The organism is Candidatus Palauibacter sp. (genome assembly GCF_965237495.1).
GTDB lineage: Bacteria > Gemmatimonadota > Gemmatimonadetes > Palauibacterales > Palauibacteraceae > Palauibacter.
Genome location: NZ_OZ250143.1, coordinates 1,363,521 through 1,383,965 on the forward strand (window position 1 = coordinate 1,363,521; position 20,445 = coordinate 1,383,965).

General features: G+C 70.2%; 19 protein-coding genes and 1 tRNA gene. 18 read left to right on the forward strand and 2 right to left on the reverse strand.

Features of this window, described 5'->3' with window-relative positions; genetic code table 11:
- Positions 1-48: 48 nt before the first annotated feature.
- Both gltX and tadA read left to right on the forward strand, forming a co-directional pair.
- On the forward strand, positions 49-1,524 hold the full coding sequence (gltX, locus tag ACPXY0_RS05860; protein ID WP_423929348.1) for a glutamate--tRNA ligase: 1,476 nt from the start codon (positions 49-51) through the stop codon (positions 1,522-1,524).
- Positions 1,521-1,997, forward strand: coding sequence for a tRNA adenosine(34) deaminase TadA (gene tadA / locus ACPXY0_RS05865; protein ID WP_423929350.1), 477 nt, complete (start codon positions 1,521-1,523; stop codon positions 1,995-1,997). Before gltX ends, tadA begins: the two co-directional genes overlap by 4 nt.
- 27 nt (positions 1,998-2,024) lie before the next feature.
- Here tadA and ACPXY0_RS05870 read toward each other — a convergent pair whose 3' ends face one another.
- Positions 2,025-4,007 carry a Na+/H+ antiporter NhaC family protein gene (locus ACPXY0_RS05870; protein WP_423929352.1) on the reverse strand — a complete coding sequence of 661 codons (1,983 nt, stop codon included), beginning with the start codon at positions 4,005-4,007 and terminating at the stop codon, positions 2,025-2,027.
- Between ACPXY0_RS05870 and pyrR the strand changes: the two genes are divergently transcribed.
- The 4 genes from pyrR to ACPXY0_RS05890 are packed head-to-tail and all read left to right on the forward strand — an operon-like array spanning position 4,006 to position 7,674.
- Positions 4,006-4,665 carry a bifunctional pyr operon transcriptional regulator/uracil phosphoribosyltransferase PyrR gene (gene pyrR, locus ACPXY0_RS05875; protein ID WP_423929354.1) on the forward strand — a complete coding sequence of 220 codons (660 nt, stop codon included), beginning with the start codon at positions 4,006-4,008 and terminating at the stop codon, positions 4,663-4,665. The two genes, ACPXY0_RS05870 and pyrR, sit on opposite strands and share 2 nt — an antisense overlap.
- Positions 4,662-5,636: an aspartate carbamoyltransferase catalytic subunit gene (locus ACPXY0_RS05880; RefSeq protein ID WP_423929356.1), complete on the forward strand. Its 975-nt coding sequence runs from the start codon at positions 4,662-4,664 to the stop codon at positions 5,634-5,636. The genes pyrR and ACPXY0_RS05880 overlap by 4 nt, the downstream gene beginning before the upstream one ends.
- Positions 5,633-6,934 (forward strand): dihydroorotase, encoded by a 1,302-nt coding sequence (locus ACPXY0_RS05885; protein ID WP_423929358.1) that lies wholly within the window; start codon positions 5,633-5,635, stop codon positions 6,932-6,934. The genes ACPXY0_RS05880 and ACPXY0_RS05885 overlap by 4 nt, the downstream gene beginning before the upstream one ends.
- Positions 6,935-6,957: 23 nt before the next feature.
- The gene (locus ACPXY0_RS05890; RefSeq protein ID WP_423929360.1) at positions 6,958-7,674 is read left to right on the forward strand and encodes a hypothetical protein; all 717 of its coding nucleotides are present in this window, start codon (positions 6,958-6,960) and stop codon (positions 7,672-7,674) included.
- Positions 7,675-7,726: 52 nt separating this feature from the next.
- Here ACPXY0_RS05890 and rpsT read toward each other — a convergent pair whose 3' ends face one another.
- Positions 7,727-7,981, reverse strand: a complete 255-nt coding sequence (rpsT, locus tag ACPXY0_RS05895; RefSeq protein ID WP_423929362.1) for a 30S ribosomal protein S20 — start codon at positions 7,979-7,981, stop codon at positions 7,727-7,729.
- Between the two features lie 255 nt (positions 7,982-8,236).
- Here rpsT and ACPXY0_RS05900 point away from each other — a divergent pair, with 255 nt between their 5' ends.
- The 12 genes from ACPXY0_RS05900 to ACPXY0_RS05955 all read left to right on the forward strand — a co-directional run bounded on the left by ACPXY0_RS05900 (position 8,237) and on the right by ACPXY0_RS05955 (position 20,445).
- Positions 8,237-9,016 carry a segregation and condensation protein A gene (locus ACPXY0_RS05900; protein WP_423929364.1) on the forward strand — a complete coding sequence of 260 codons (780 nt, stop codon included), beginning with the start codon at positions 8,237-8,239 and terminating at the stop codon, positions 9,014-9,016.
- On the forward strand, positions 9,013-9,600 hold the full coding sequence (gene scpB, locus ACPXY0_RS05905; protein ID WP_419941537.1) for an SMC-Scp complex subunit ScpB: 588 nt from the start codon (positions 9,013-9,015) through the stop codon (positions 9,598-9,600). Before ACPXY0_RS05900 ends, scpB begins: the two co-directional genes overlap by 4 nt.
- A gap of 24 nt (positions 9,601-9,624) precedes the next feature.
- The gene (locus ACPXY0_RS05910; RefSeq protein WP_423929366.1) at positions 9,625-10,356 is read left to right on the forward strand and encodes a pseudouridine synthase; all 732 of its coding nucleotides are present in this window, start codon (positions 9,625-9,627) and stop codon (positions 10,354-10,356) included.
- Between the two features lie 182 nt (positions 10,357-10,538).
- On the forward strand, positions 10,539-11,561 hold the full coding sequence (locus tag ACPXY0_RS05915; protein ID WP_419941539.1) for an AAA family ATPase: 1,023 nt from the start codon (positions 10,539-10,541) through the stop codon (positions 11,559-11,561).
- A complete protein-coding gene (locus ACPXY0_RS05920; RefSeq protein ID WP_423929369.1) occupies positions 11,558-12,490 on the forward strand; it encodes a DUF58 domain-containing protein in 933 nt (310 codons plus the stop codon). Before ACPXY0_RS05915 ends, ACPXY0_RS05920 begins: the two co-directional genes overlap by 4 nt.
- Positions 12,487-13,398, forward strand: a complete 912-nt coding sequence (locus tag ACPXY0_RS05925; RefSeq protein ID WP_423929371.1) for a hypothetical protein — start codon at positions 12,487-12,489, stop codon at positions 13,396-13,398. The genes ACPXY0_RS05920 and ACPXY0_RS05925 overlap by 4 nt, the downstream gene beginning before the upstream one ends.
- A complete protein-coding gene (locus tag ACPXY0_RS05930; RefSeq protein ID WP_419941542.1) occupies positions 13,395-14,381 on the forward strand; it encodes a VWA domain-containing protein in 987 nt (328 codons plus the stop codon). Before ACPXY0_RS05925 ends, ACPXY0_RS05930 begins: the two co-directional genes overlap by 4 nt.
- A 2-nt stretch (positions 14,382-14,383) precedes the next feature.
- Complete coding sequence (locus ACPXY0_RS05935) at positions 14,384-15,373, forward strand: vWA domain-containing protein (protein ID WP_423929373.1); 990 nt, start codon at positions 14,384-14,386, stop codon at positions 15,371-15,373.
- A gap of 10 nt (positions 15,374-15,383) precedes the next feature.
- Positions 15,384-16,076: a hypothetical protein gene (locus ACPXY0_RS05940; RefSeq protein WP_423929375.1), complete on the forward strand. Its 693-nt coding sequence runs from the start codon at positions 15,384-15,386 to the stop codon at positions 16,074-16,076.
- A gap of 41 nt (positions 16,077-16,117) precedes the next feature.
- Positions 16,118-17,179: a selenide, water dikinase SelD gene (gene selD, locus ACPXY0_RS05945; RefSeq protein WP_423929377.1), complete on the forward strand. Its 1,062-nt coding sequence runs from the start codon at positions 16,118-16,120 to the stop codon at positions 17,177-17,179.
- 81 nt (positions 17,180-17,260) lie between these two features.
- Positions 17,261-17,334, forward strand: a tRNA-Ile gene (locus ACPXY0_RS05950).
- A 30-nt stretch (positions 17,335-17,364) separates the two neighbouring features.
- Positions 17,365-20,445: a TonB-dependent receptor gene (locus ACPXY0_RS05955; RefSeq protein WP_423929379.1), complete on the forward strand. Its 3,081-nt coding sequence runs from the start codon at positions 17,365-17,367 to the stop codon at positions 20,443-20,445.

The window sequence follows — 20,445 nt, forward strand, 5'->3', positions numbered from 1 at the left end:
GATGGAACGTGTCGCGGCGGCCGCCGCCTGATTGGAAAGGGAGCACAGATGACCGTACGGGTTAGGTTCGCCCCCAGCCCCACGGGGTTTCTGCACGTCGGCGGCGCGCGCACCGCGCTGTTCAACTGGCTCTACGCGCGAGGGGAGGGGGGCGTATTCCTCCTCCGCGTGGAGGACACGGACCGTGCGCGCTCGCGCCCGGAGCACATGCAGGCGATCCTCGACGGCCTCGACTGGCTGGGGCTGGACCTGGACGAGGGCCCGGTGTTCCAGGCCGACGGGATCGATCGTCACCGGGAGGACGCGTACCGCCTCCTGGAGCAGGGCGCCGCCTACCGCTGCTTCTGTACGGCGGACGAACTCGCGCGCCGCCGCGAGGAGGCGAAACAGGCCGGCTCCGGGTATGGGTACGACGGCCGCTGCGGTCGCCTGGACGCCGCCACCTCGGGCGCGCGGGCCGAGGCGGGCGAGCCGTTCGCGCTGCGGGTCCGGGTGCCGGGGGAGGCGATCGGCTGGGAGGACATGATCCACGGCCCCATGTCGTTCCCGGCCGGCTCGATCGACGACTTCATCGTCCTCCGCTCCGACGGCACACCGGTCTACAACCTCGCCGTGGTCTCCGACGACGCCCATGCCCGAATCTCGCATGTCGTTCGCGGGGATGATCATATCTCGAATACGCCGAAGCAGATTCTCCTCTATCGGGCGCTCGGGGCGGCGCTTCCAGCCTTCGGGCACGTGCCGCTGATCCTCGGATCCGACGGCAAGCGACTCTCGAAGCGCCACGGGGCCATGTCCGTCCTCGCCTACCGCGACGAGGGCTACCTGCCCGAAGGGATGGTGAACTTCCTCGCGCTCCTGGGCTGGTCTCCAGGGGACGACCGAGAGCGGTTCGATGTGGGCGGTCTCGTCGAGGCCTTTTCGATCGAGCGCGTGCTCCGAAAGAGCGCCGTGTTCGATCTCGACAAGCTCGGGTGGCTGAACGGGCGGCACATCGCCGCGTCGCCGCCGGCCGTTCTGGCCCACCCCGTGATCGGGATCCTGCGCGCGGAGGCCCGGGAGGCGGGCTTGCGTCTGGCCGAGACGCACCCGGAACTCGAAGCGTCGGCCGACCGCCTCGCGGCGATCATCGACCTCGTGAAGGAGCGTCCGCGCACGCTCCCCGCGCTGGCGCGGCAGGTGTCTCCCTTCTTCGCGGCCTCGGTCCGCTACGAGCCGGACGCGGTGCGCCGTTTCTGGAAGCGCCCCGCGGAGACCGCCGAACACCTGCGACAGCTGGCGGCGCGGCTCGCGGAGGAGGCCTCCTTCCGCGACGTGGAGACGCTGGAGGCCGAGGTCCGGGGGGTGGCGGCCCGGCTCGGTGTGGGGGCCGGGCGCGTCATCAACCCCCTCCGCGTCGCGCTCATGGGGCAGGCGGTGAGTCCCGGGATCTTCGAGGTACTCGGGGCGATGGGGCGCGAGCGCGTCCGGGCCCGGCTCGAGGCGGCCGTCCGTTTCCTCGAGGCGGAGGCGGTGACCGCGTGACCGGCACGCCGCCTTCCGGCCCCGCCGACCACGAGGCGCGCATGCGACGGGCGCTCGAGCTGGCGGCCCGCGGCGGCGCGCGCGGGGAGGTGCCCGTGGCCGTCCTCGTCGTCGACCCGGAGGGCCGGATCGCGGCCGAGACGCACAACCGGACGCGGGAGCTTGCCGACCCCACGGCCCACGCGGAGGTCCTCGCGCTGCGCGCCGCGGCCGCGAAGCTCGGCGACTGGCGCCTCGAGGGCTACACCCTCTACGCCACCCTGGAACCGTGCGCGATGTGTGCCGGCGCGGCCGTACTGGCTCGCGTGGGGACCCTCGTGTTCGGGGCTTCCGACCCGAAGGCGGGGATGTGCGGATCGCTCGACAACCTGGCGCAGGATCCGCGGCTCAACCACCGGGTCGAACTCGTCGCCGGCGTCCTCGCGGGGGAGTCCGCGCGCCTCCTGCGGGATTTCTTTCGCGCGCGCCGGTAAAGGCGCCGCGACCGGGCGGGTGGCGGGTCAGGCGGGGGCGGGAACGGGCCTCCCGACGAAACGCATGACGGCGAGCAGGCCCCCGATCCCGAGGACGTACGCGACCCAGGTGGGCAGCCCGTACGACGTGCCGACGTGCCCGAAGAGCATCGCCGCCGCGGCCACGATGAGCGCGTACGGAAGCTGCGTACGCACATGGTCCATGTGATCGCACGCCGACGCCATCGAACTCAGGACCGTCGTGTCCGAGATCGGCGAGCAGTGGTCGCCGAAGATCGATCCGGCGAGGACCGCACTGATCGAACTCACGAGGAGCCCGCCTCCCGCCTCCGTCCCGAAGCCGGCCGCTCCGCCGAGCGCGACGATGAGCGGCACGACCAGCGGGAGCAGGATGCTCATCGTGGCCCACGAGGTCCCGGTGCAGAAGCTCACGACCGCGGCCGTCGCGAAGGTGAGGACGGGTACCAGCTCGGGGGCGAGGCTGCCCTCGAGCACCTGCGTGAGGTACTGGGCCGTGGCGAGCTGGTTCGTCACCTCCCCCAGCGACCAGGCCAGGGTCAGGATCACGAACCCCATCGTCATGGCGCGGATCCCGGCGAGCCAGCCTTCCAGCGCCTCTCTCAGCGAGAGGATCCTCTGCGCCGTGGCCAGCCCGATCGCGACGATGCAGCCGGAGAGCGAGCCCCACAGGATCGCCTTGAACGGGTCCGCCGCCCCGAACGTGTCCCAGATCGAGGCGCCCGCCCCCGCCCCGCTCCGGCCATCGAAGTACAGCCCGAGGAGGACGACGAGGACGACCGTGACGACGGGGATGGCCGCGTTGTACCAGCGCAGGGGAACCCCCTCCGGCGCGTCGAGTCCCGTCTCCTCCGTGTTGACCATGAGCTGCGACCCGGGACGAAAGACGCCGCCTCCGGTACGCGCCCGCGTCTCCGCCGCGTGCATGGGGCCGAGGTCCCGTTGCGTCACGATGACCAGGGCGACCATGAACAGGGCGAGGATGGGATAGAAGAGGAACGGGATGCTGCTCAGGAAGACCGTGAACGGACTCGCCGCGGCGAGGGCCCCGGCCAGCGCGGGGTCGGGGGTTTGTTCGGCGGCAATGCGCAGCCCGTCGCGGATCAGGGAAATCTCGAACCCGACCCACGTCGAGACGAAGACGATCGTCACCACGGGCGCGGCGGTGGAATCCACGAGGTAGGCCAGCTTCTCGCGCGACACCTTCAGCTTGTCGGTGATGGGACGGAAGGTGTTCCCGACGATGAGCGTGTTCGCGTAGTCGTCGAAGAAGATGCCGATGCCCGCGAAGAAGGTGGCCAGTTGCGCGCGCCGCGGCGTGGTGGCCAGCGGGCGCACGGCCTCGACGATGCCGCGCGTTCCCCCGGAGCGGGAGATGACGCCCACCATGGCGCTCAGAAGCGCCGAAAAGATCAGGATCGAGGCGTTGTCGGCGTCGGCCAGCGACGGAACGATGAAGGTGTCGATGGACCGCCACAGTCCGGCCAGGGGGTTGAGCCCGGCGATGAAGAAGCCGCCGAGCCATATCCCGAAGAAGAGCGACACCACGACGTGGCGGAAGATGAGCGCGAGGGCGATGGCGATGAGCGGCGGCAGGAGGCTGATCCAGCCCGGGAACCGCGGCGGGTCGACCGTTTCGCTTGCCGAGCCCTGATCCGCCTCGATCTCCACGGTGAGGGGCAGCCCTTCGCCCGCGACGCGGAGTCCGTCCACGTTCGTCTCGGCCCGGATCGGCAGGTCGCCGGCGGCGAGTTCGCGCCCGTCGGCCGAGCGGACGCGATAGCGGGCGTTCTCTCCGTCCTCGGTGCGAAGCGTCAGCGAGAACGGCACGTTGGTGAGGACGATGGCGGGGCCGTCCACGGTGAGAGCGAGGCCTTCCTGCGCTATCGCCGCGCGTGGCGATAGCCCCAACGCCGCGAGGCCCAGGGCCGCGAGCCCCAGGGTCGCGAGCCCCAACCCCGCGCGCCGCGGAACGTCGGATCGGATTCGCATGCCCGAACCTACCCGAGGCGTCGCGGGAGGGCTATACTGCCGCCTGATCGAGGCCGACCACGGGCCGCGCCGCCGTACCGGATCGACCGAAGCCGAGACCAAACTGACGCAAAACGTCCTCGACGAGGCCGCTGCCAGGACCCTGCTGGCGGAGCTCTCCGCGCAGCTCGAGCGGGCCATCGAGCCCGCCGCCCGCCTCATCCTCGTCGGCATCCGCCGTCGCGGGGATGTCATCGCGGCGGAGATCGGTCGTCACCTCGAACCCGCGCGCGGGCCGGTCCCGATCGGTTCGCTCGACATCACGCTCTACCGGGACGACTTCGGGCAGGTCGGCGCGCTTCCGGTCGTGGGGACGACCGAGATCCCCGAGTCCATCCAGGACGCGCACGTCGTGATCGTCGATGATGTGCTCCACACCGGGAGGACGATCCGGGCGGCGCTCAATGAACTGTCGGACTTCGGGCGGGCCCGCTGCATCCAGCTCTGCGTCCTCGTGGACCGGGGCGGGCGCCAGCTGCCGATCCAGCCCGACTACGTCGGACGGGTGATCGATCTCGGTCCCGACCAGGATGTCGCGGTGCGCGTGGCGGACACGGACGGGGCCTGGGGCGTCGATGTGGTCGACGTGAACGGCGCCGCCCCGGAGGAGGAAGCATGACGACCGGGGGCAGGGACCTCGGCCTCGGGAAGGACCTCGTCGGCATCGAGTCGCTGAGCGGCGCCCAGATCGAGGCGATCCTCGACACCGCGGAGCCGTTCAAGGAGATCAGCGAGCGGAAGATCAAGAAGGTGCCCGTCCTCCGCGGGCAGACGATCGTCAACCTCTTCCTCGAGCCGTCCACTCGGACCCGGATCAGCTTCGAGTTCGCCGAGAAGCGGCTCTCGGCCGACACCGTCAACATCTCGGCGACCGGCTCGTCCGTGCAGAAGGGCGAAACGCTCGTCGACACGGCGCGCAACCTCGAGGCGATGCGGATCCACATGGTCGTCGTCCGTCACGGTTCGTCGGGGGCCGCCAAGTTCCTCGCCGACCGCATCCCCTCGAACGTCATCAATGCAGGCGACGGGCAGCACGAGCATCCGACCCAGGCCCTGCTCGACCTGCTCACGATCCGGGACCGGTTCGGCGCGATTGCCGGGCGGCGCGTCTGCATCGTCGGCGACATCCGGCATTCCCGCGTCGCGCGGTCGAACATCTGGGGTCTCGTGAAGTGCGGCGCCGAGGTGGCCGTGTGCGGGCCGCGTACGCTGATCCCCGCCGGCATCGAGGAACTCGGGGTCCGGCGGCTGGACGCGATCGAGGAAGCGATCGAGTGGTGCGACGTGCTGTACGTGCTGAGACTCCAGCTGGAGCGGATGGAGGGGGGCTACGTCCCCTCGCTGCGGGAGTACAATCGTGTGTTCGGGGTCAGTTCCGAGCGGCTGGCGCGCGCCCCGGACGAGATGGTCGTGCTCCACCCCGGGCCCATGAACCGCGGGGTCGAGATCGACTCCGACGTGGCGGACGGCCCGCGTTCGGTCATCCTCCCGCAGGTCACGAACGGCGTAGCGGTGCGCATGGCCGTCCTCTACCTGCTCGCCGGCGGTCGCCCGGAACTGGCGGAATCCGCCAAGGTGGGGGGCGCGTGAGCCGCTCGCTCCTTCTCGCCGGGGGACGGGTGATCGACCCGGCCGAGGGTACGGACGATGTGCTCGATGTCCTCGTGGAGGACGGGCGGATCGCGGCCGTGGCGCGGGGGATCGCCGGGCCGGACGGGGTTCCGCGGGTCTCGGCGGAAGGGCTCGTCGTCGCCCCCGGGCTGATCGACGTGCACGTCCACCTGAGGCAGCCGGGGGCCGAACACAAGGAGACGATCCGCTCCGGAGCCCGGGCCGCGGCGGCCGGTGGCTTCACGACCGTGTGGGCGATGCCGAATACGGATCCGCCGCTGGATGATCCCGCCGCCGTCGGCTTCGTGCGCGAGGAGGCGCGGCGCTGGGCGCGGATGGGAGAGGGCGGCGCGCGGGTCAGCCCGGTGGGTGCCGCATCGCGGGGTCTCGCAGGCAGGCGGATGACCGAGATCGGCGGCCTCGTGGAGGCCGGTGCCGTCGCCGTCACCGACGACGGACACCCGATCCATGACCCGTCGCTCATGCGGAGGCTGCTGGAGTACACCCAGTCGTTCGACATCCCCGTACTCCAGCACGCGGAGGACATGGCGCTCTCGGCCGGCGGCGTGATGAATGAAGGGGCCGTGGCCACGGCCCTCGGACTGCGCGGGATTCCCAACGCGTCGGAGGCGACCGTGGTCGCGCGGGACATCTATCTCGCCGAACTCACCGGCGGGCACGTGCATATCCAGCACGTCTCGACGCGCGAGGCCGTCGACCTCATCCGGTGCGCGCGCGAGCGCGAAGTTCGCGTGAGCGGGGAGGCCACGCCTCACCACCTGACCCTCACCGAGGAAGCGGTGCGCGGGTATCGGACGGAGGCCAAGATGAACCCCCCCCTCCGCTCGGAAGCCGACCGGCTCGGCGTTCGCCAGGGGGTCATCGACGGCGTCATCGAGTGCATTGCGACGGATCATGCGCCGCACCACTACGAGGAGAAGGAACGGGAGTTCGATGAAGCACCCTTCGGCATCGTCGGGCTCGAGACCGCGCTGGCGGTCTGCATCGGCGAACTCGTGACGCCGGGGGATCTTACGCTCTCGCAGCTCATCGATCGCATGTCGACGGGGCCCGCGCGTACGATGGGGATCGACGGCGGTACGTTGCGCCCCGGCAGCCCCGCGGACATCGTCGTGTTCGATCCGCAGGGCAGGTGGACCGTCGACTCGGCCGGCTTCCGCTCTCGAAGTCGCAATACGCCCTTCGAGGGCTGGGAGGTGAAGGGTCGGGTGCGACGCACCATCGTAGGCGGTGAGACCCGGTACGAGCGGCGGTGAGCCCCGAGGAGGTGAAAGAAGGCATGACGGACCCGGATTGGGCAGTCCCGCAGGAAGTTCGTCGGCTGGCGGAGGCGTCGGAGGAGATCCTCCGGTGGATCGATCGATTGACGGATCGCGCCCTGCAGGCGCGGCCGGAGGTCGTGGAGCGGATCCGCCGGGACTACCAGGTCCGGCTTCGGTCGGCGGACACCCGGCTCGCCGCGCAGCGCCCGCTGCTCGTCGAGATCGTCTCCGAGCGGGAAGCCGTGCAGGAGTCGCTGCGCGCGGAGATGGGCGCACACGCGTCGCACCTCGAGGAAATCGAACTGCGGCACGAGGTCGGGGAGTTCAGCGAAGCCGAGCTGAAGGCGCGACGGGCGCCGATCGAACGGGAGCTGGCGGATCTCGGCGTGCGTATCGAGAGAGAGAAAGAGATGATCGCCATGTTGTCCGGCGTCATCGAACGCACCACCGCCCCCGAGGCCGAACCCGCGATCGACACCGAACCCGTGATCGAAGCCGAACCTGAGGTCCACGCCGCGGCTGAAGTCGACAGCGCGTCAGAAGTTGACCCCGAGCCGGACGTTGACCCCGAAGCGGTGGCGGACGACGGGGAGCCGCCGTCCGACGCGGCCGGGAGCGAGTTCGCGGACGAACTCGACTTCCTGGAGTCGCTGTCGCTGGGGGAAACCGGTCCCTTCGACGCGGTCTCCGCCATGCTGGATGAAGAGGAGAGGTCGGACGAAGGCCCGAACTAGTCTCGCATCACGGGCTGGAGTCCCGCCCGCAGGCGGGTGGGGCGGGTGCGGATCACGCCAGGTCCCGGACGTGCCGCGAGGCTCGTGCCTTCTGCCGCGCCGCTGTGTTCGGCTTGAGCACATTGCGGCGGGTCGCACGGTCGAGCATCTGGTACAGTTCGGACAGCGCGGGTTCCGCCTCTTCCCGGGAAGTCATCGCGAAGAGTTTCTTGCTTCGCGTCCGGATCTCGGATCTCACCTGCCGGTTCCGGAGTCTCCTCATCCGGGACTGGCGCAGTCGTTTCGCCTGGCTCGCGTTATTCGGCACTCGGTACTCCACTCCTCCGTGGGGATTCGAGGGCGCAGACCATACTTCGCCCCCGAGGGAAACGCAAAATAGGGGAGTCGGTGGTCAACTTCCAACTCCGCGTCCGCGCCGACGCGCCGTGACCTTCGTCGTGTTACATTGTCCGCCCGACAACCATTGTCCGCCCGACAACGGGCACCTCGCTCGTTCGGTCCGGACAGCATGGCCGGCGAGGCACCCCGCGAAGCTGCGGCCGGAGTGTGGAGGGGAGGACTGTTGACGGCGGTTCCCAACCGACTGCCCAGCCAGCAGGCGGCCCAGCCGTTCGTCGTGGAACTCGACCGGTTCGCGGGTCCCCTCGATCTACTCCTCCACCTGATCCGGTCCCAGGACATCGACATCTTCGACATCCCCATTTCCCGGATCACCCGTCAGTTCCAGGAGGCGATCGCCTCCGGGATCGATCGGCTACAACTCGACCGGGCCGGCGAATTCCTCGAGCTGGCCGCGACGCTCGTGCGCATCAAGGCGCGGCTCCTGCTCCCGGGACGGCGCGACCCGGAGTGGGAAGACGACCCGCGGGCGGAACTCGTGCGTCGGCTCCTCGAGTATGAACTGTTCCAGGAAGTCTCCCGGCTGCTGGGCGTGGCGGAATTCGAGCGACGACGCCTCCTGGCGAAGGGGTTTCTGCCTCCGTCCCCGGTTCGCGAGCGGGAAGGCATGGAGCTGTCGACGACGCTGGAGGACCTCCTGGCGGTCCTCGTCGACATTCCGGAACCCGATCCGGTCACGAGACATGTCGTACCGATCCGGACCGTGACGGTCGAAGAGAAGGTCGGGGTCATCCGTCGGCTGCTCGGCGAGGACGAGCGCGTGCCCTTCACCCGGCTCTTCTCCTCGTGGCGGGAGCGGCATCATGTGGTGGCCGCGCTCCTCGCCTGCCTGGAGTTGGCCAAACAGCAGGTCCTCAGGATCGAGCAGACGCGGCGCTTCGGCGCGATCTGGCTCTTCGGCCGCCCCCCGCGGCGCGGCGCGGCCGGAGACGAGAGCGGATGAGTCCCGAGCAGATCGTCGAAGCCGCGCTCTTCGCCAGCCAGACGCCGCTCACGGCGAAGGAACTGGCGCGCGCCGACGAATCGCTCGACGTACGGCGGGTGCGAGAGGCGCTCGACGCGCTCCGGGGGCACTACGAGGACGAGGGCCGGGCCTTCCAGATCTACCACCTCGGAGACGGGTTCCAGATCCTCACCCGCCCGGAGTTCGCGCCCTACCTCGAACGGTTCGATTCCGTGCCGCGACCTCCGACGCTGTCCCGCGCCGCGCTCGAGACGCTCGCGATCATCGCGTACCGGCAGCCCATCGGGCGCATCGAACTCGAGGAGATCCGCGGGGTCGCCTCCACGTCGGTGCTGCGTACGCTCCAGGACTGGGAACTCCTGGAGGTCACGGGGCGGGGCGAGGGCCTCGGGAGACCCCTCCTCTACGGCACGACACCGCGGTTTCTGGATCATTTTGCCCTGCAGTCGCTCGCTGACCTGCCGACGCCCGACGATCTGTCGATCGCCCTCGCCCGGCCGGAGTCGGCGGAGGTCGCGCTACCGGCGGACCCGACGGGCGACGGCGCGGCCGGGCGGCCCTGAGCCGCGCGCTCCCGGTTCCGGCTCGTGCGTCTCCAGAAATTCCTCGCCCGGGCGGGTGTGGCCTCCCGCCGCAAATGCGAAGCGTTGATCACCGCGGGCCGGGTCCGGGTGAACGGACTCGTCGTCACCCGACTCGGCACCCGCGTGGACCCCGAGACGGAGCGCGTCGAGGTCGACCGTCGACGGGTCGCACTCAAGGCGGCGCGCTGGCTGGCGCTCCACAAGCCGCCGGGATACGCCTGCACGCGACGAGATCCCTCCGGGCGTCCGACGATCTACGATCTGGTGCCGGCCGACGCGCACCACCTGCCCCATCTGGGTCGGCTCGACTTCATGAGCGAGGGGTTGATCCTGCTGTCCAACGAAGGCGATCTCGCGAACCGGCTGCTCCACCCGAGTGCGGAACTGGACCGGACCTACGTCGTCGAACTCATCGAGCCGGTGGCGGCGGACCTCCCGGCCCGGCTGCGGGAGGGGGTCGTGCTCTCGGATGGGCCGGCGCGGGCCCGGCGTGCCCGCTGGGTCGGAGGACCCGGAACCCGCCGTCCGGCGGTGGAGATCGTCATCGCCGAGGGACGAAACCGCGAGATCCGACGCATGCTGGCGCGCCTCGAGGTCACGATCCGGCGTCTGCGAAGGACCTCGTTCGGCCCCATCGAACTCGGCGCCCTGGCGGCCGGGCACTCCCGCGATCTGACGCGGGCAGAGCGCGCGGCGCTCGAGCGGGCGGCTTGCTCACGGGTCGCGCGAGAGTGAAGATCGGGCTGCCGGTTCGCGGCGAAGATTCCGCCGCCCCGCCGGCAGGCGAAACGGTGCTTGCCTGACGAGGCGCGAAGATGGAGCGTAGCAGCGCCATGCGACGGTCGAGCGGCGGTGAAACGGATTCCCCCCCCGGGCTGTTCGCCTCGCGACGATAACCGCGCACCACGAGAGAGCGCATGAACGCACAAGCCGGGACGGCCGAACGGATCTCGGAGGAGGCCCTCGAGACCCAGACCGCATCGATTCGCGAGGCCGGGTCCTTCATACCCGATGTCCGGAACGAGTTGGGGAAGCGCATCGTCGGACAGCATCTCCTCCTCGACCGCGTTCTCATGAGCCTGATCACGGGCGGCCACATCCTGCTCGAGGGCGTGCCGGGTCTCGCCAAGACCCTGACGGTCAGCACTCTGGCCGAGACCATCCACACGACGTTCAGGCGAATCCAGTTCACGCCGGACCTGCTTCCGGCCGACGTCGTCGGAACGCTGGTATGGGAAGAGAAGACGGGGACGTTCACCGCGAAGCGCGGCCCCATCTTCGCGAACATCGTCCTCGCCGACGAGATCAACCGCGCGCCGGCCAAGGTCCAGTCCGCACTGCTCGAGGCGATGCAGGAGCGTCAGGTGACGATCGGGGAGGAGACCCACCCTCTTCCCGTCCCGTTCCTCGTCATGGCCACGCAGAATCCGATCGAACACGAGGGGACGTACCCGCTCCCCGAGGCGCAGGTGGACCGCTTCATGTTCAAGACGCGCGTCGACTACCCCGCGCCGGAGGAGGAGCGTTCCATCATGCGCCTCATGGCGGGGGAGGATCCGCCACCCGTCCAGCCCGTCGTGGAGCCGGATCGCATCCTGGCCGCGAGGGCCGTGCTCCCGGACATCTATCTGGATGAGCGGCTGGAGGACTACATCCTGGCGCTCGTGCTGGCGACGCGGAAGCCGGCTTCGTACGGTCTCCCGGACCTCGTCGACTGGATCGAGTTCGGCGCCTCCCCGCGGGCGACGATCTACCTCGCCAGGGCGGCCCGGGCCCATGCGTTTGTCGAGGGTCGCGCCTTCGTGGTTCCTGAAGACGTGAAGGCGATCGCCCGCGATGTCCTCCGTCATCGGCTCGTTCTGACCTTCCAGGCGCAGGCGGAGCAACTCGATGCCGAGCACATCCTCGACCGTCTGCTGGAGACCGTCCCGGTGCCGTGAGGTTCCGCGATCTCCTGTGGCGCCCGCTCCGTCCGGCGTCGACGCCCGACCCGGCCACGGCCTCGAAGGAGGTGAGGCGGCTCGAGTTGAAGAGCCGGCGGTTCATGGACAACCCTGCCCTGGGGCCGTACCCGTCGCTCTTTCGCGGGCACGGGATCGAGTTCTCGGAGGTCCGCGAGTACCAACCCGGCGATCCGTTCCAGGCGATCGACTGGAAGGTCACGGCGCGCATGCGCCGCCCGTACATCAAGCGCTTTGTCGAAGAACGCGAATTGGCCGTCCTCCTCGTCGTTGATGTTTCCGCGTCGAATGAGTTCGGTACGCGCGGGACGCTGAAGCGCGACCTGGTGGCGGAAGTCGCGAGCGTACTGGCCCTGGCCGCGATGCGAGCCGGCGATCCCGTCGGGATGCTCCTGTTCAGCGACCGGATCGAGAGCTACGCCCGTCCCGCCCGGGGCCGTAACCGCAACCTCCGCCTTCTGCACCAGCTCCTGACGGTCCAGCCGGAAGGGAAGGGCACCGACGTCGATCTCGCCCTCGTCACCGCGGCGCGCATGCTCACGGTGCGCTCCCTGGTGTTCGTCATCTCGGACTTCGTGGGGGCCGCCGATCTCGCCCGCCCTCTGCTCGCCCTCTCCGGCCGCCACGATGTGGTCGTGCTCGTGGTGGACGACCCCGCGGAGACGACGATCCCCGAATCGGGCTGGGTGGAGGTCGTCGATCCCGAGACGGGCCGGCGGGCGGTGGTCGACCTCGGAGACGACGCAGTGCGCGAGGGGCTGACCGGTCGCTCTGAGGCGCGGGACCGCAAGCTCGAGGTGCTCTGCGCGCGCTGCCACGTCGACCTGATGCGGCTCCGCACCAACGTGCCGTACGAGTGGCGACTCGCCGGTTTCTTCGCGGCCCGCGGTCGGCGGAGGCTGCGGTGAGGCGGGGTGCCCGGCCTGGTTTCGGGCTGCTCCTCTGGGCCGCGTGGGGCCTCGCGCCGGATCTGGCGGGCCAGGCGGCGGTGGACCTCGAAGCGACCGTGGAGGCGGATTCGGTTCGCGTCGGCGAGCCGTTCACGGTCCGGTTCGTCGTCGGGCAGGCGCGGTCCGGGGAGGTGCGGTTCCCCGCGCTCCTGGACCTCCCCGAGTCGCTTGAGCAGGCGGCACCGGCGCGGATTCTCTCGGCCGACGACGGACGTCGCTGGGAGGCCGAGTACACGCTCGTCGCGTGGCGGGCCGATACGCTCGCCATCCCGCCGGTCGAGGCGCAACTCGTCGGCGCGGGCGGTGTGACCCGCACGCTCGAGCCGCCGGCGGTGGCCGTCTTCAGCGTCCTCCCCGGAGATGAGGCCGCGCTCGAGTTGCGCGACGCCCGTCCGTTCCTGCGGTTTGGCGCGTCTCCGTGGTGGCTCCTCGCGCTCCTGGCGGCGGTGGCCGGACTCGCCTGGTGGACGTGGGGCAGGCGCCGCTTCGCGACACCCGGCCCCGAGGGGCCACTTCACCCCGGTGACCTCGCGCTGCGGGAATTCTCTCGCCTCCGCCGCGTCTGGGTCGCGCGCCGGCTGACCGGGGACCGCTTCTACGACGGGTACGAAGCCACCCTCAGGCGCTACGCGCGCGAGACGCGCGGCTGGGCGCCATCGAGCGAACTGCTCGGGCTCGGCGACTCCGATGCGGGGCTGATCTCGGCCCTGCGCCACTCGATCATGGCCAGGTTCGCCCGGCTGCGGACGGACCGGCACGGTCCCATCGCCGACATCGAAATCGGCGAGGCGTTCGTGCGCTCGCATATGCCGGAGCCGGACCCGGTCCCGGAAGAGCCGCACGCCGATGGGGAGGACGCGGGATGACCGGTTTCGCGCTCCCGGGCTGGCCCTTCCTCCTCCTCCTCCTCCTCCTGCCGCTGGGGTGGGCGCTGCTCCGCGCCGGCCGGATCCGGCTCCCCTATCCCGACATCGCGCGTCTTGCCGGTTCCGGGGGACGGGGTCGCTTCTGGTGGTGGCTCCCGCCGGTCCTGCGGACGACCGCCCTCGCCCTCGTCGTGATCACCCTCGTCAACCCCGTTCGCGTCTGGGAGCGGGTCGAGTCGGAGCGCGAGGGGGTGGCGATCATGCTCGCCGTCGACATCTCCAGTTCGATGCTGGCGGAGGACTTCCGCCCGGACAACCGGATCGAGGTCGCGAAGCGGGAGGTCATCCGCTTCATCGAGGGACGCGAGTCCGACTGGTTGGGTCTCGTCGCGTTCGCGGGCGAAGCCCTCACCATGGTTCCCGGGACGCTCGATCACCCCGTGGTCGAGAGCGCCGTCGAGCGCCTGGAAGCGGGGCAGCTGCGGGACGGGACCGCGATCGGCGTCGCGCTCGCCACCGCGTCGAACCGCCTCCGCGACCTCGAGCCGGAATCGCGCATCGTCGTCCTGCTCACCGATGGAGACAACAACAGCGGCGGCATATCGCCCGAGGAGGCGACAGCCGCCGCGGCGTCACTCGGCATCCGCGTCTATACGATCGGCGTCGGCCGGGACGGCGTCGCGCCGGTCCCGGTCGCGCGCACCGCCTTCGGCTACCAGTACGCGAACATCCGCGTGAACGTGAACGACGAATTGCTCGAGCGGATGGCGACGCGCACCGGCGGCGTCTACTTCCGCGCCACGGACCCCGAGGGCCTGACGCAGATCTACGAACGGATCAACGAACTCGAGACCACGCCGATCAAGGAAATCCGGACCGAGGAGCGCGTCGGGATGCGGAGGGAACTGCTCATCGCCGCGCTCGCCCTGATCCTGTTCGAGCTGCTCGTGGCCGCGACGCGCGCGCGCCGGGTGTGGGTCTGATCGTGGCGCCTCTCCCGATCGCTCTGCTCGCCGCCGCGCTCGCCGTCGGGTTGCGGCTGCTCGCGACCCGCCGCTCGTCCGCCGACCGGGCGCGGCTCGCCGACGCGTCTCTGCTCGAGCGGTACGTACGGCTCCCGGCCGACGCGATTTCGTCCGTGCGTCTGGCCCTCCTCGCGCTGGGCGTGATCGCCGTCGCGCTGGCCTCCGGGTCCGGCGGGACGGAGGCCCGACGGCTGGACGAGAGCGGCGCGGAGACGATCCTGCTCCTCGATGCCTCGAACTCGATGCTCGCCGGAGACGTCGAGCCGAGCCGCCTCCAGATTCAGCGGGAGCTCGCGGCTCGCCTGGCGACGCGCCTCGAGGGCCGGATCGGCGTGGTCTACTTCGCGGGCCGGGCCTACGTGCTCTCTCCGCTGACGACGGACGTGAGCGCGATCGAGATGCTGGCCGAAGGCGTGCGTCCGGCCGCGGTGGGGCTCGGCGGGTCGTCGCTCGCCTCCGGTCTGACGCAGGCGATCGATCTCCTCGCCGGCGGGGAGGAGGGTGCGAAGAAGTCGATCGTCGTCTTCTCCGACGGCGAGGAGACCGCCGGCCAGCCGTTCGGCGAGGCGATCGGCCGCGCTCGGGACGCCGGGATCGTGATCCACGCGGTCGGGATCGGAACGACGGCCGGCGGGCAGATCCCCCTTACCCGGGAGGCGTCGCTGGATCCGACGATGGCGGCGCGGCGGCGGGGCGGAGCGTCCGTCCTGCAGGGCCCGGACGGCAACCCCGTCGTCACGAAGCTCGACGAGGCGTCGCTGACGGAGATGACGACCGCGACCGGCGGCCGCTATGTTCGCGGGGACGAGGGCATCGCGGAGATCGACGACGAACTGGCCCGTGGCACGCGGGATCCGGTGACGTCGACGGACGACCTGGCCGTGGCCGTGTTGCTGCTGCTCGCCTTCGTCAGCCTCTGGGGCGAAGGGTTTCTCTTGCCACGTGGGTGAACCGGAACGGATGCGTACGATTCTTGGCCTCGCGATCGCGACGGCTTTGGTCGCCGTCCTCACGGCGGGGGTCCAGCAGGCCGGGCCCCCCGGAGGGGCGCGCCAGGCGGCGGAGGGCGTGCAGCCGCCGACGGAATCCGAGGTCGTCGAGCGCTATCGCGAGCGGGCCGCTTCCTCGAACCGGCCGATCGATCAGTACAACTTCGGGACCGCCCTCCTCAACGACGGCCAGGTGTCGGAGGCGCGGGTCCCCCTCCAGCAGTCGATCGGGAGCAAGCGCGAAGAGGTGCGGCAGAGCGCCTTCTACAACCTCGGACTCAGTTCGGCGCTGGACGGCCGCTTCGCGCAGAACGACCCGTCCGCGAGGCGAGCCGCCCTCCAGTCCGCGCGAGAGGCCTTCCGCGCCGTCCTCCGCGCCAGGGCGGACGACGAGGACGCTCGCTGGAACCTCGAACTCATCGAGCGCTGGCTCGATGATGAGGGCGAGAGCGGCGGCGACGACCAGCAGAGCGGCGAAGGACAGTCTCCCCAGGGAAGCGGGGCGGGCGCGGCGGCGGCGGCCGGTTCCGGAGAACTGCAGATGCTGTCTCCGGAGGAGGCGGCAGCCCTCCTCGACCAGGCGGGCGATGCCGAGGCCGCGATCCGCGACCGTGTGATGGGGCGCAACCGCTTCCAGGATCCCGTGGTCGAGCGCAACTGGTAGAACGCCTGCGGGACGCCTCGCTTCACCGTAGCTTCGGCGCCATGAACTCGCCTTCGGCCGAAGCCGCCCGTCTGACCCAGTATTCCCACGGAGCCGGCTGAGCGTGCAAGCTCGGCCCGGAGGATCTGGGCCGCATCCTAGAGCACGTTCCGATCCTGCCCGATGACCGGCTCCTCGTGGGACTCGAGGGTCCGGATGACGCCGCCGTGTACCTGCTCGAGAGCGGGGAGGCGATCGTCGCGAGCCTCGATTTCTTCACCCCGCTCGTCGACGACCCGGCGGACTTCGGCGCCATCGCGGCCGCGAACGCGCTCGGCGACCTGTACGCGATGCGGGCCCGCCCTCTGTTCGGACTGAATATCCTCGCCGTCCCGGCCGAGACCCTGTCCCACGAGACCGTGGGAGCGATCCTTCGCGGCGCGGCAGAGGTGTGCGCCGAGGCCGGGATCCCCGTGGCCGGCGGCCACTCGATCGACGACGCCGAACCCAAGTTCGGGCTGGTCGCGATCGGGCTCGCCGACCCCGATCGCCTGTGGCGCAAGGGCGGCGCGCGACCCGGCGACGCGCTCGTGCTCGGCAAGGCGCTCGGGACGGGGGTCGTGACGACCGGCGTGAAGCGCGGCGTCACCGCCGCGGCCGATCTCCAGGTCGCCGTCGCCTCGATGCGGCAACTGAACCGCGAGGCGACCGCGGCATTGTCGGACTTCGAGGTGCACGCCGCGACTGACGTGACCGGTTTCGGGCTTCTCTGTCACCTGCTCGAGATGTGCCGCGCCTCTGGCGCGAGCGCCCGGATCCGGGCTTCGGCGCCGAAAGTTCTGCCCGGCGCGCTCCGCCTTGCGGAAGAGGGGTGCGTACCCGGCGGGACCTCTCGCAACCGCGACGCGGTCTCCCCGCACGTCCGCTGGGACGAGCGGATCCCCACGGCCCTGCGGGACATCCTGCTCGACCCCCAGACCTCCGGCGGACTGCTCGCGGCGGTCCCCCGCGACCAGGCCGCGGCCGCGACCGCGGCGCTCGAGGCCGGCGGGTACGCGGCCGCCCTCATCGGCGAGGTCGCGGAGCGGACCGGACCGGACATCGAGATTGAAGTCACGGCTTGACCGGCGGCTACTTCCCGACGTTGGTCCGCCGCGCTCCGGCGCGTACGTTTCGTCGGCGTCGCGAGAGGCCGCTACGCGCCCGGGCCCGTAGCTCAGCCGGTTAGAGCAGGGGACTCATAATCCCAAGGTCGCAGGTTCGAATCCTGCCGGGCCCATGGTTCCCCGCAACAGACAAGGATGCGCCCATGCGGCCGCCCCGCATTCCCGCTTCCCGACGCCGCTCCGGCGGACTGTTCGCGATCCTCGTACTGCTGTCCGCCGGCACGGCGGATGCCGTCGCCCAGTCTCAGGCCACGACCGGCATCATTCGCGGCGTTGTCCGGGACCCGCTGGGAGCGCCCGTGGCCGGCGCGGCCGTCGTCATCGAACATCGCGCGACGGGGCTCACGACCACGGTCGAGACGACCTCGAACGGGACCTTCGCGCGGACGCTCCTCCCGCTCGGAGTCTACGACGTCACGGCCCGCGCGCTGGGTCAGTTCGGGGCGGAACGCGTCGAGGGCCTCGTGCTCCGGGTCGGCGAGACACTCGACCTCCTGCTCGAGTTCAAGCCCGTGTCGGTGGCCGAGATCACCGTTACGGCGGAGACGGCCCCCCTCGTCGACACCGGGGATGCCTCGAGTACCCATCGTCTGCCCGAGGAGGTCGTCGACAACCTGCCGAACAACGGCCGCAACTTCCTCGACTACACGCTCCTCACGCCGGGCGTCTCGGTGTCGCAGGGGCCGGACGGGGAGGTCCTGAACATCGGCGGGCAGCGGGGGATCTTCAACAACGTCTCCGTCGACGGAGCCGACTTCAACAACCCCTTCTTCGGCGAGCAGCGCGGCGGCCAGCGGCCCGCCTTCACCTTCAACCAGGACGCGATCGAGGAACTCGTGGTCGTGAACCAGGGAGCCTCGGCCGAGTTCGGACGCTCGGCGGGGGGCTTCGTGAACGTGATCACGAAGTCCGGCACGAACGACTTCGCCGGCTCGGCGCACTATTTCGGCCAGTGGGACGCGATCTCCTCCGCGTACCCGGGCGAGCGGGGCGGCGACAAACCCGACTTCGGGCGCAGCCAGTTCGGGTTCACCTTCGGCGGCCCGATCGTGCGCGACAAGGCGTTCTTCTTCCTCGCGTACGACCAGCAGGAGGCGAGCGAGACCAAGCAGTTCACGCGCAACGTGGTGAACTCCTCCGAACTTCAAAAGCTGGAGACCTTCCTCCAGACGCAGTGGCCCGGCCTGTTCGAGGACGAGTTCGGCCCCATCCGGCGGACGGACGACAACCGGGCCCTCATCGCGAAGCTCGACTTCAACCTCAGCGACCGGCACCAGGCGTCGCTCAAGTACAACTACACCTGGTCGCAGCAGGTGAACGGGACGTTCGACGTCGATTCGTGGGGGCTGAGCGCCAACGGACTGGAGGAGGACTTCTCGCGCGCGGTGAACGCGAGCCTCCGGTCACAACTCTCCAACACCGTGTCGAACGAGTTCCGGTTTCAGTACGCGCGTGAAGACCGGCCGCGCGGCTACGACGGACCGCTGGTCCCGGGTGCGGCCGCGCCGCCGCAGCCGGCGTTCGCCGCGATCGGTGGCCGTCCGTTCCCGGATATCGCGATGGACTTCGCGGACGGATTCAGGATCGGGCTCCCCTTCTTTCTCCCCATCGACCCGGGCTACGACACCCGCGTCCAGCTCGTCGACAACCTCTCCTTCCTGGCCGGCGACCACCTGTTCAAGGTGGGCGTGGAGTACAACCGGACGGGCGTCGGGCAGCAGTTCATCGGCTTCGCGAACGGGCTCTACAAGTTCGGCTCCGTCGACGGGTTCATGAACTTCGTCACGCAGGGGAACCGCTACGTGACCTGCTCGGACGGCTCCGACAGCGCGGCGGGCGTCTGTCCCGACGGGACGACGATCACGGGGCCGGTGCTGCTCTACCTGCAGGCGCTCACGCTGGGGGACACGCCGCAGGATCAGCTCGGACTTCAGGATTTCCAGATGGACGAGCTGGGGCTCTTCATCCAGGACACGTGGCGCCCGCGGAGCAACCTGACGCTGAACCTCGGCGTGCGCTGGGAAGGCTCGTGGCACCCGGAGACGTTCATCGACGCCGAGGACACCTTCTACGGCCCCTGGCTCGGGCACCCGTCGTTCCCGTCGGACGGGACGATTCCGGACGACCTCGACAACTTCCAGCCGCGCTTCGGGCTCGCGTGGGACCCGGTGGACGACGGCCGCACGCTCCTGCGGGTCAACGCGGGGGCCTACTTCTCGCGCATCCCGATGCTGGTGTTCGCGCAGCACCGCACGACGAACGGGGCCTTCCAGGGGACGCTGTTCGCGAGCAGCGATTCTCCGTTCCTTCCGCCGCCACCGCAGATCGGGGATTTCCTCACGCCCCCGCCGTCGGGCACGCCCCCCTTCCAGCCGGGGGTCAACGTCGCGGATCGAAGCCTCGAACTCCCGCGGACCTGGTCCTTCAACGTCGCCCTGGAGCGGGCGCTCAGTGGAGCTGTGGCGTTCACGCTGTCCCTGCAGCACGCGCGGACGGACAACCTGTTCCGCTTCGTCGACCGCAATGCGGCGGAACTCGGCGCGCCGTTCGCGGAGGGCGTCAGCGGGCTGGGGACGCTCACGGTCACCGAGAGCAGCGCCCGCTCGCGCTACAACGCGATCACGCTCGGGCTTCACGCTGACGAGGCCCTCGCCGGCAGGCTGAGTTTCGAGGCGAACTACACGCTGGGCTTCGACAAGTCGGACGATGACAACGAGCGCGATCCATTCAATTTCTTCTACGCGACCGCGACCGATTTCGAGCCGGAATACAACTGGTCGATCCGCGACCGGCGCCACCAGTTCACCGGCTTCGTGCTCTTCGATCTCGGGAGAGGCGTCGTGCTGAACCATGTGTTCCGGTATCTTTCCGCCTCGCCGATGTCGGAGAGCTGCGGGCCGACGGCCGCGAACCCTCTGGCCGCGCCGGCGGGGGAGCGTGCCGGGGCCCCGGCGGACCGGGTGTGCGCGGACGGCTCCGTCCTGCGGCGCAACACGCTGCGCCGCGGGAACGACTTCTTCACCTGGGATCTGCGGATCTCAAAGGCGTTCGACCTCGGCGGCGGACGGACGATCGAGCCCATCCTCGAGGTCTTCAACCTGACGGGCGCCGACAACTTCCTCGACACGGCGCAGACCGGTCTCCTGTTCAACTTCGACGGGGCGATCCGGAGCGGCCTCGGCGACACGCGCCGCGCGCAACTCGGCGTCCGCTTCCGCTTCTAG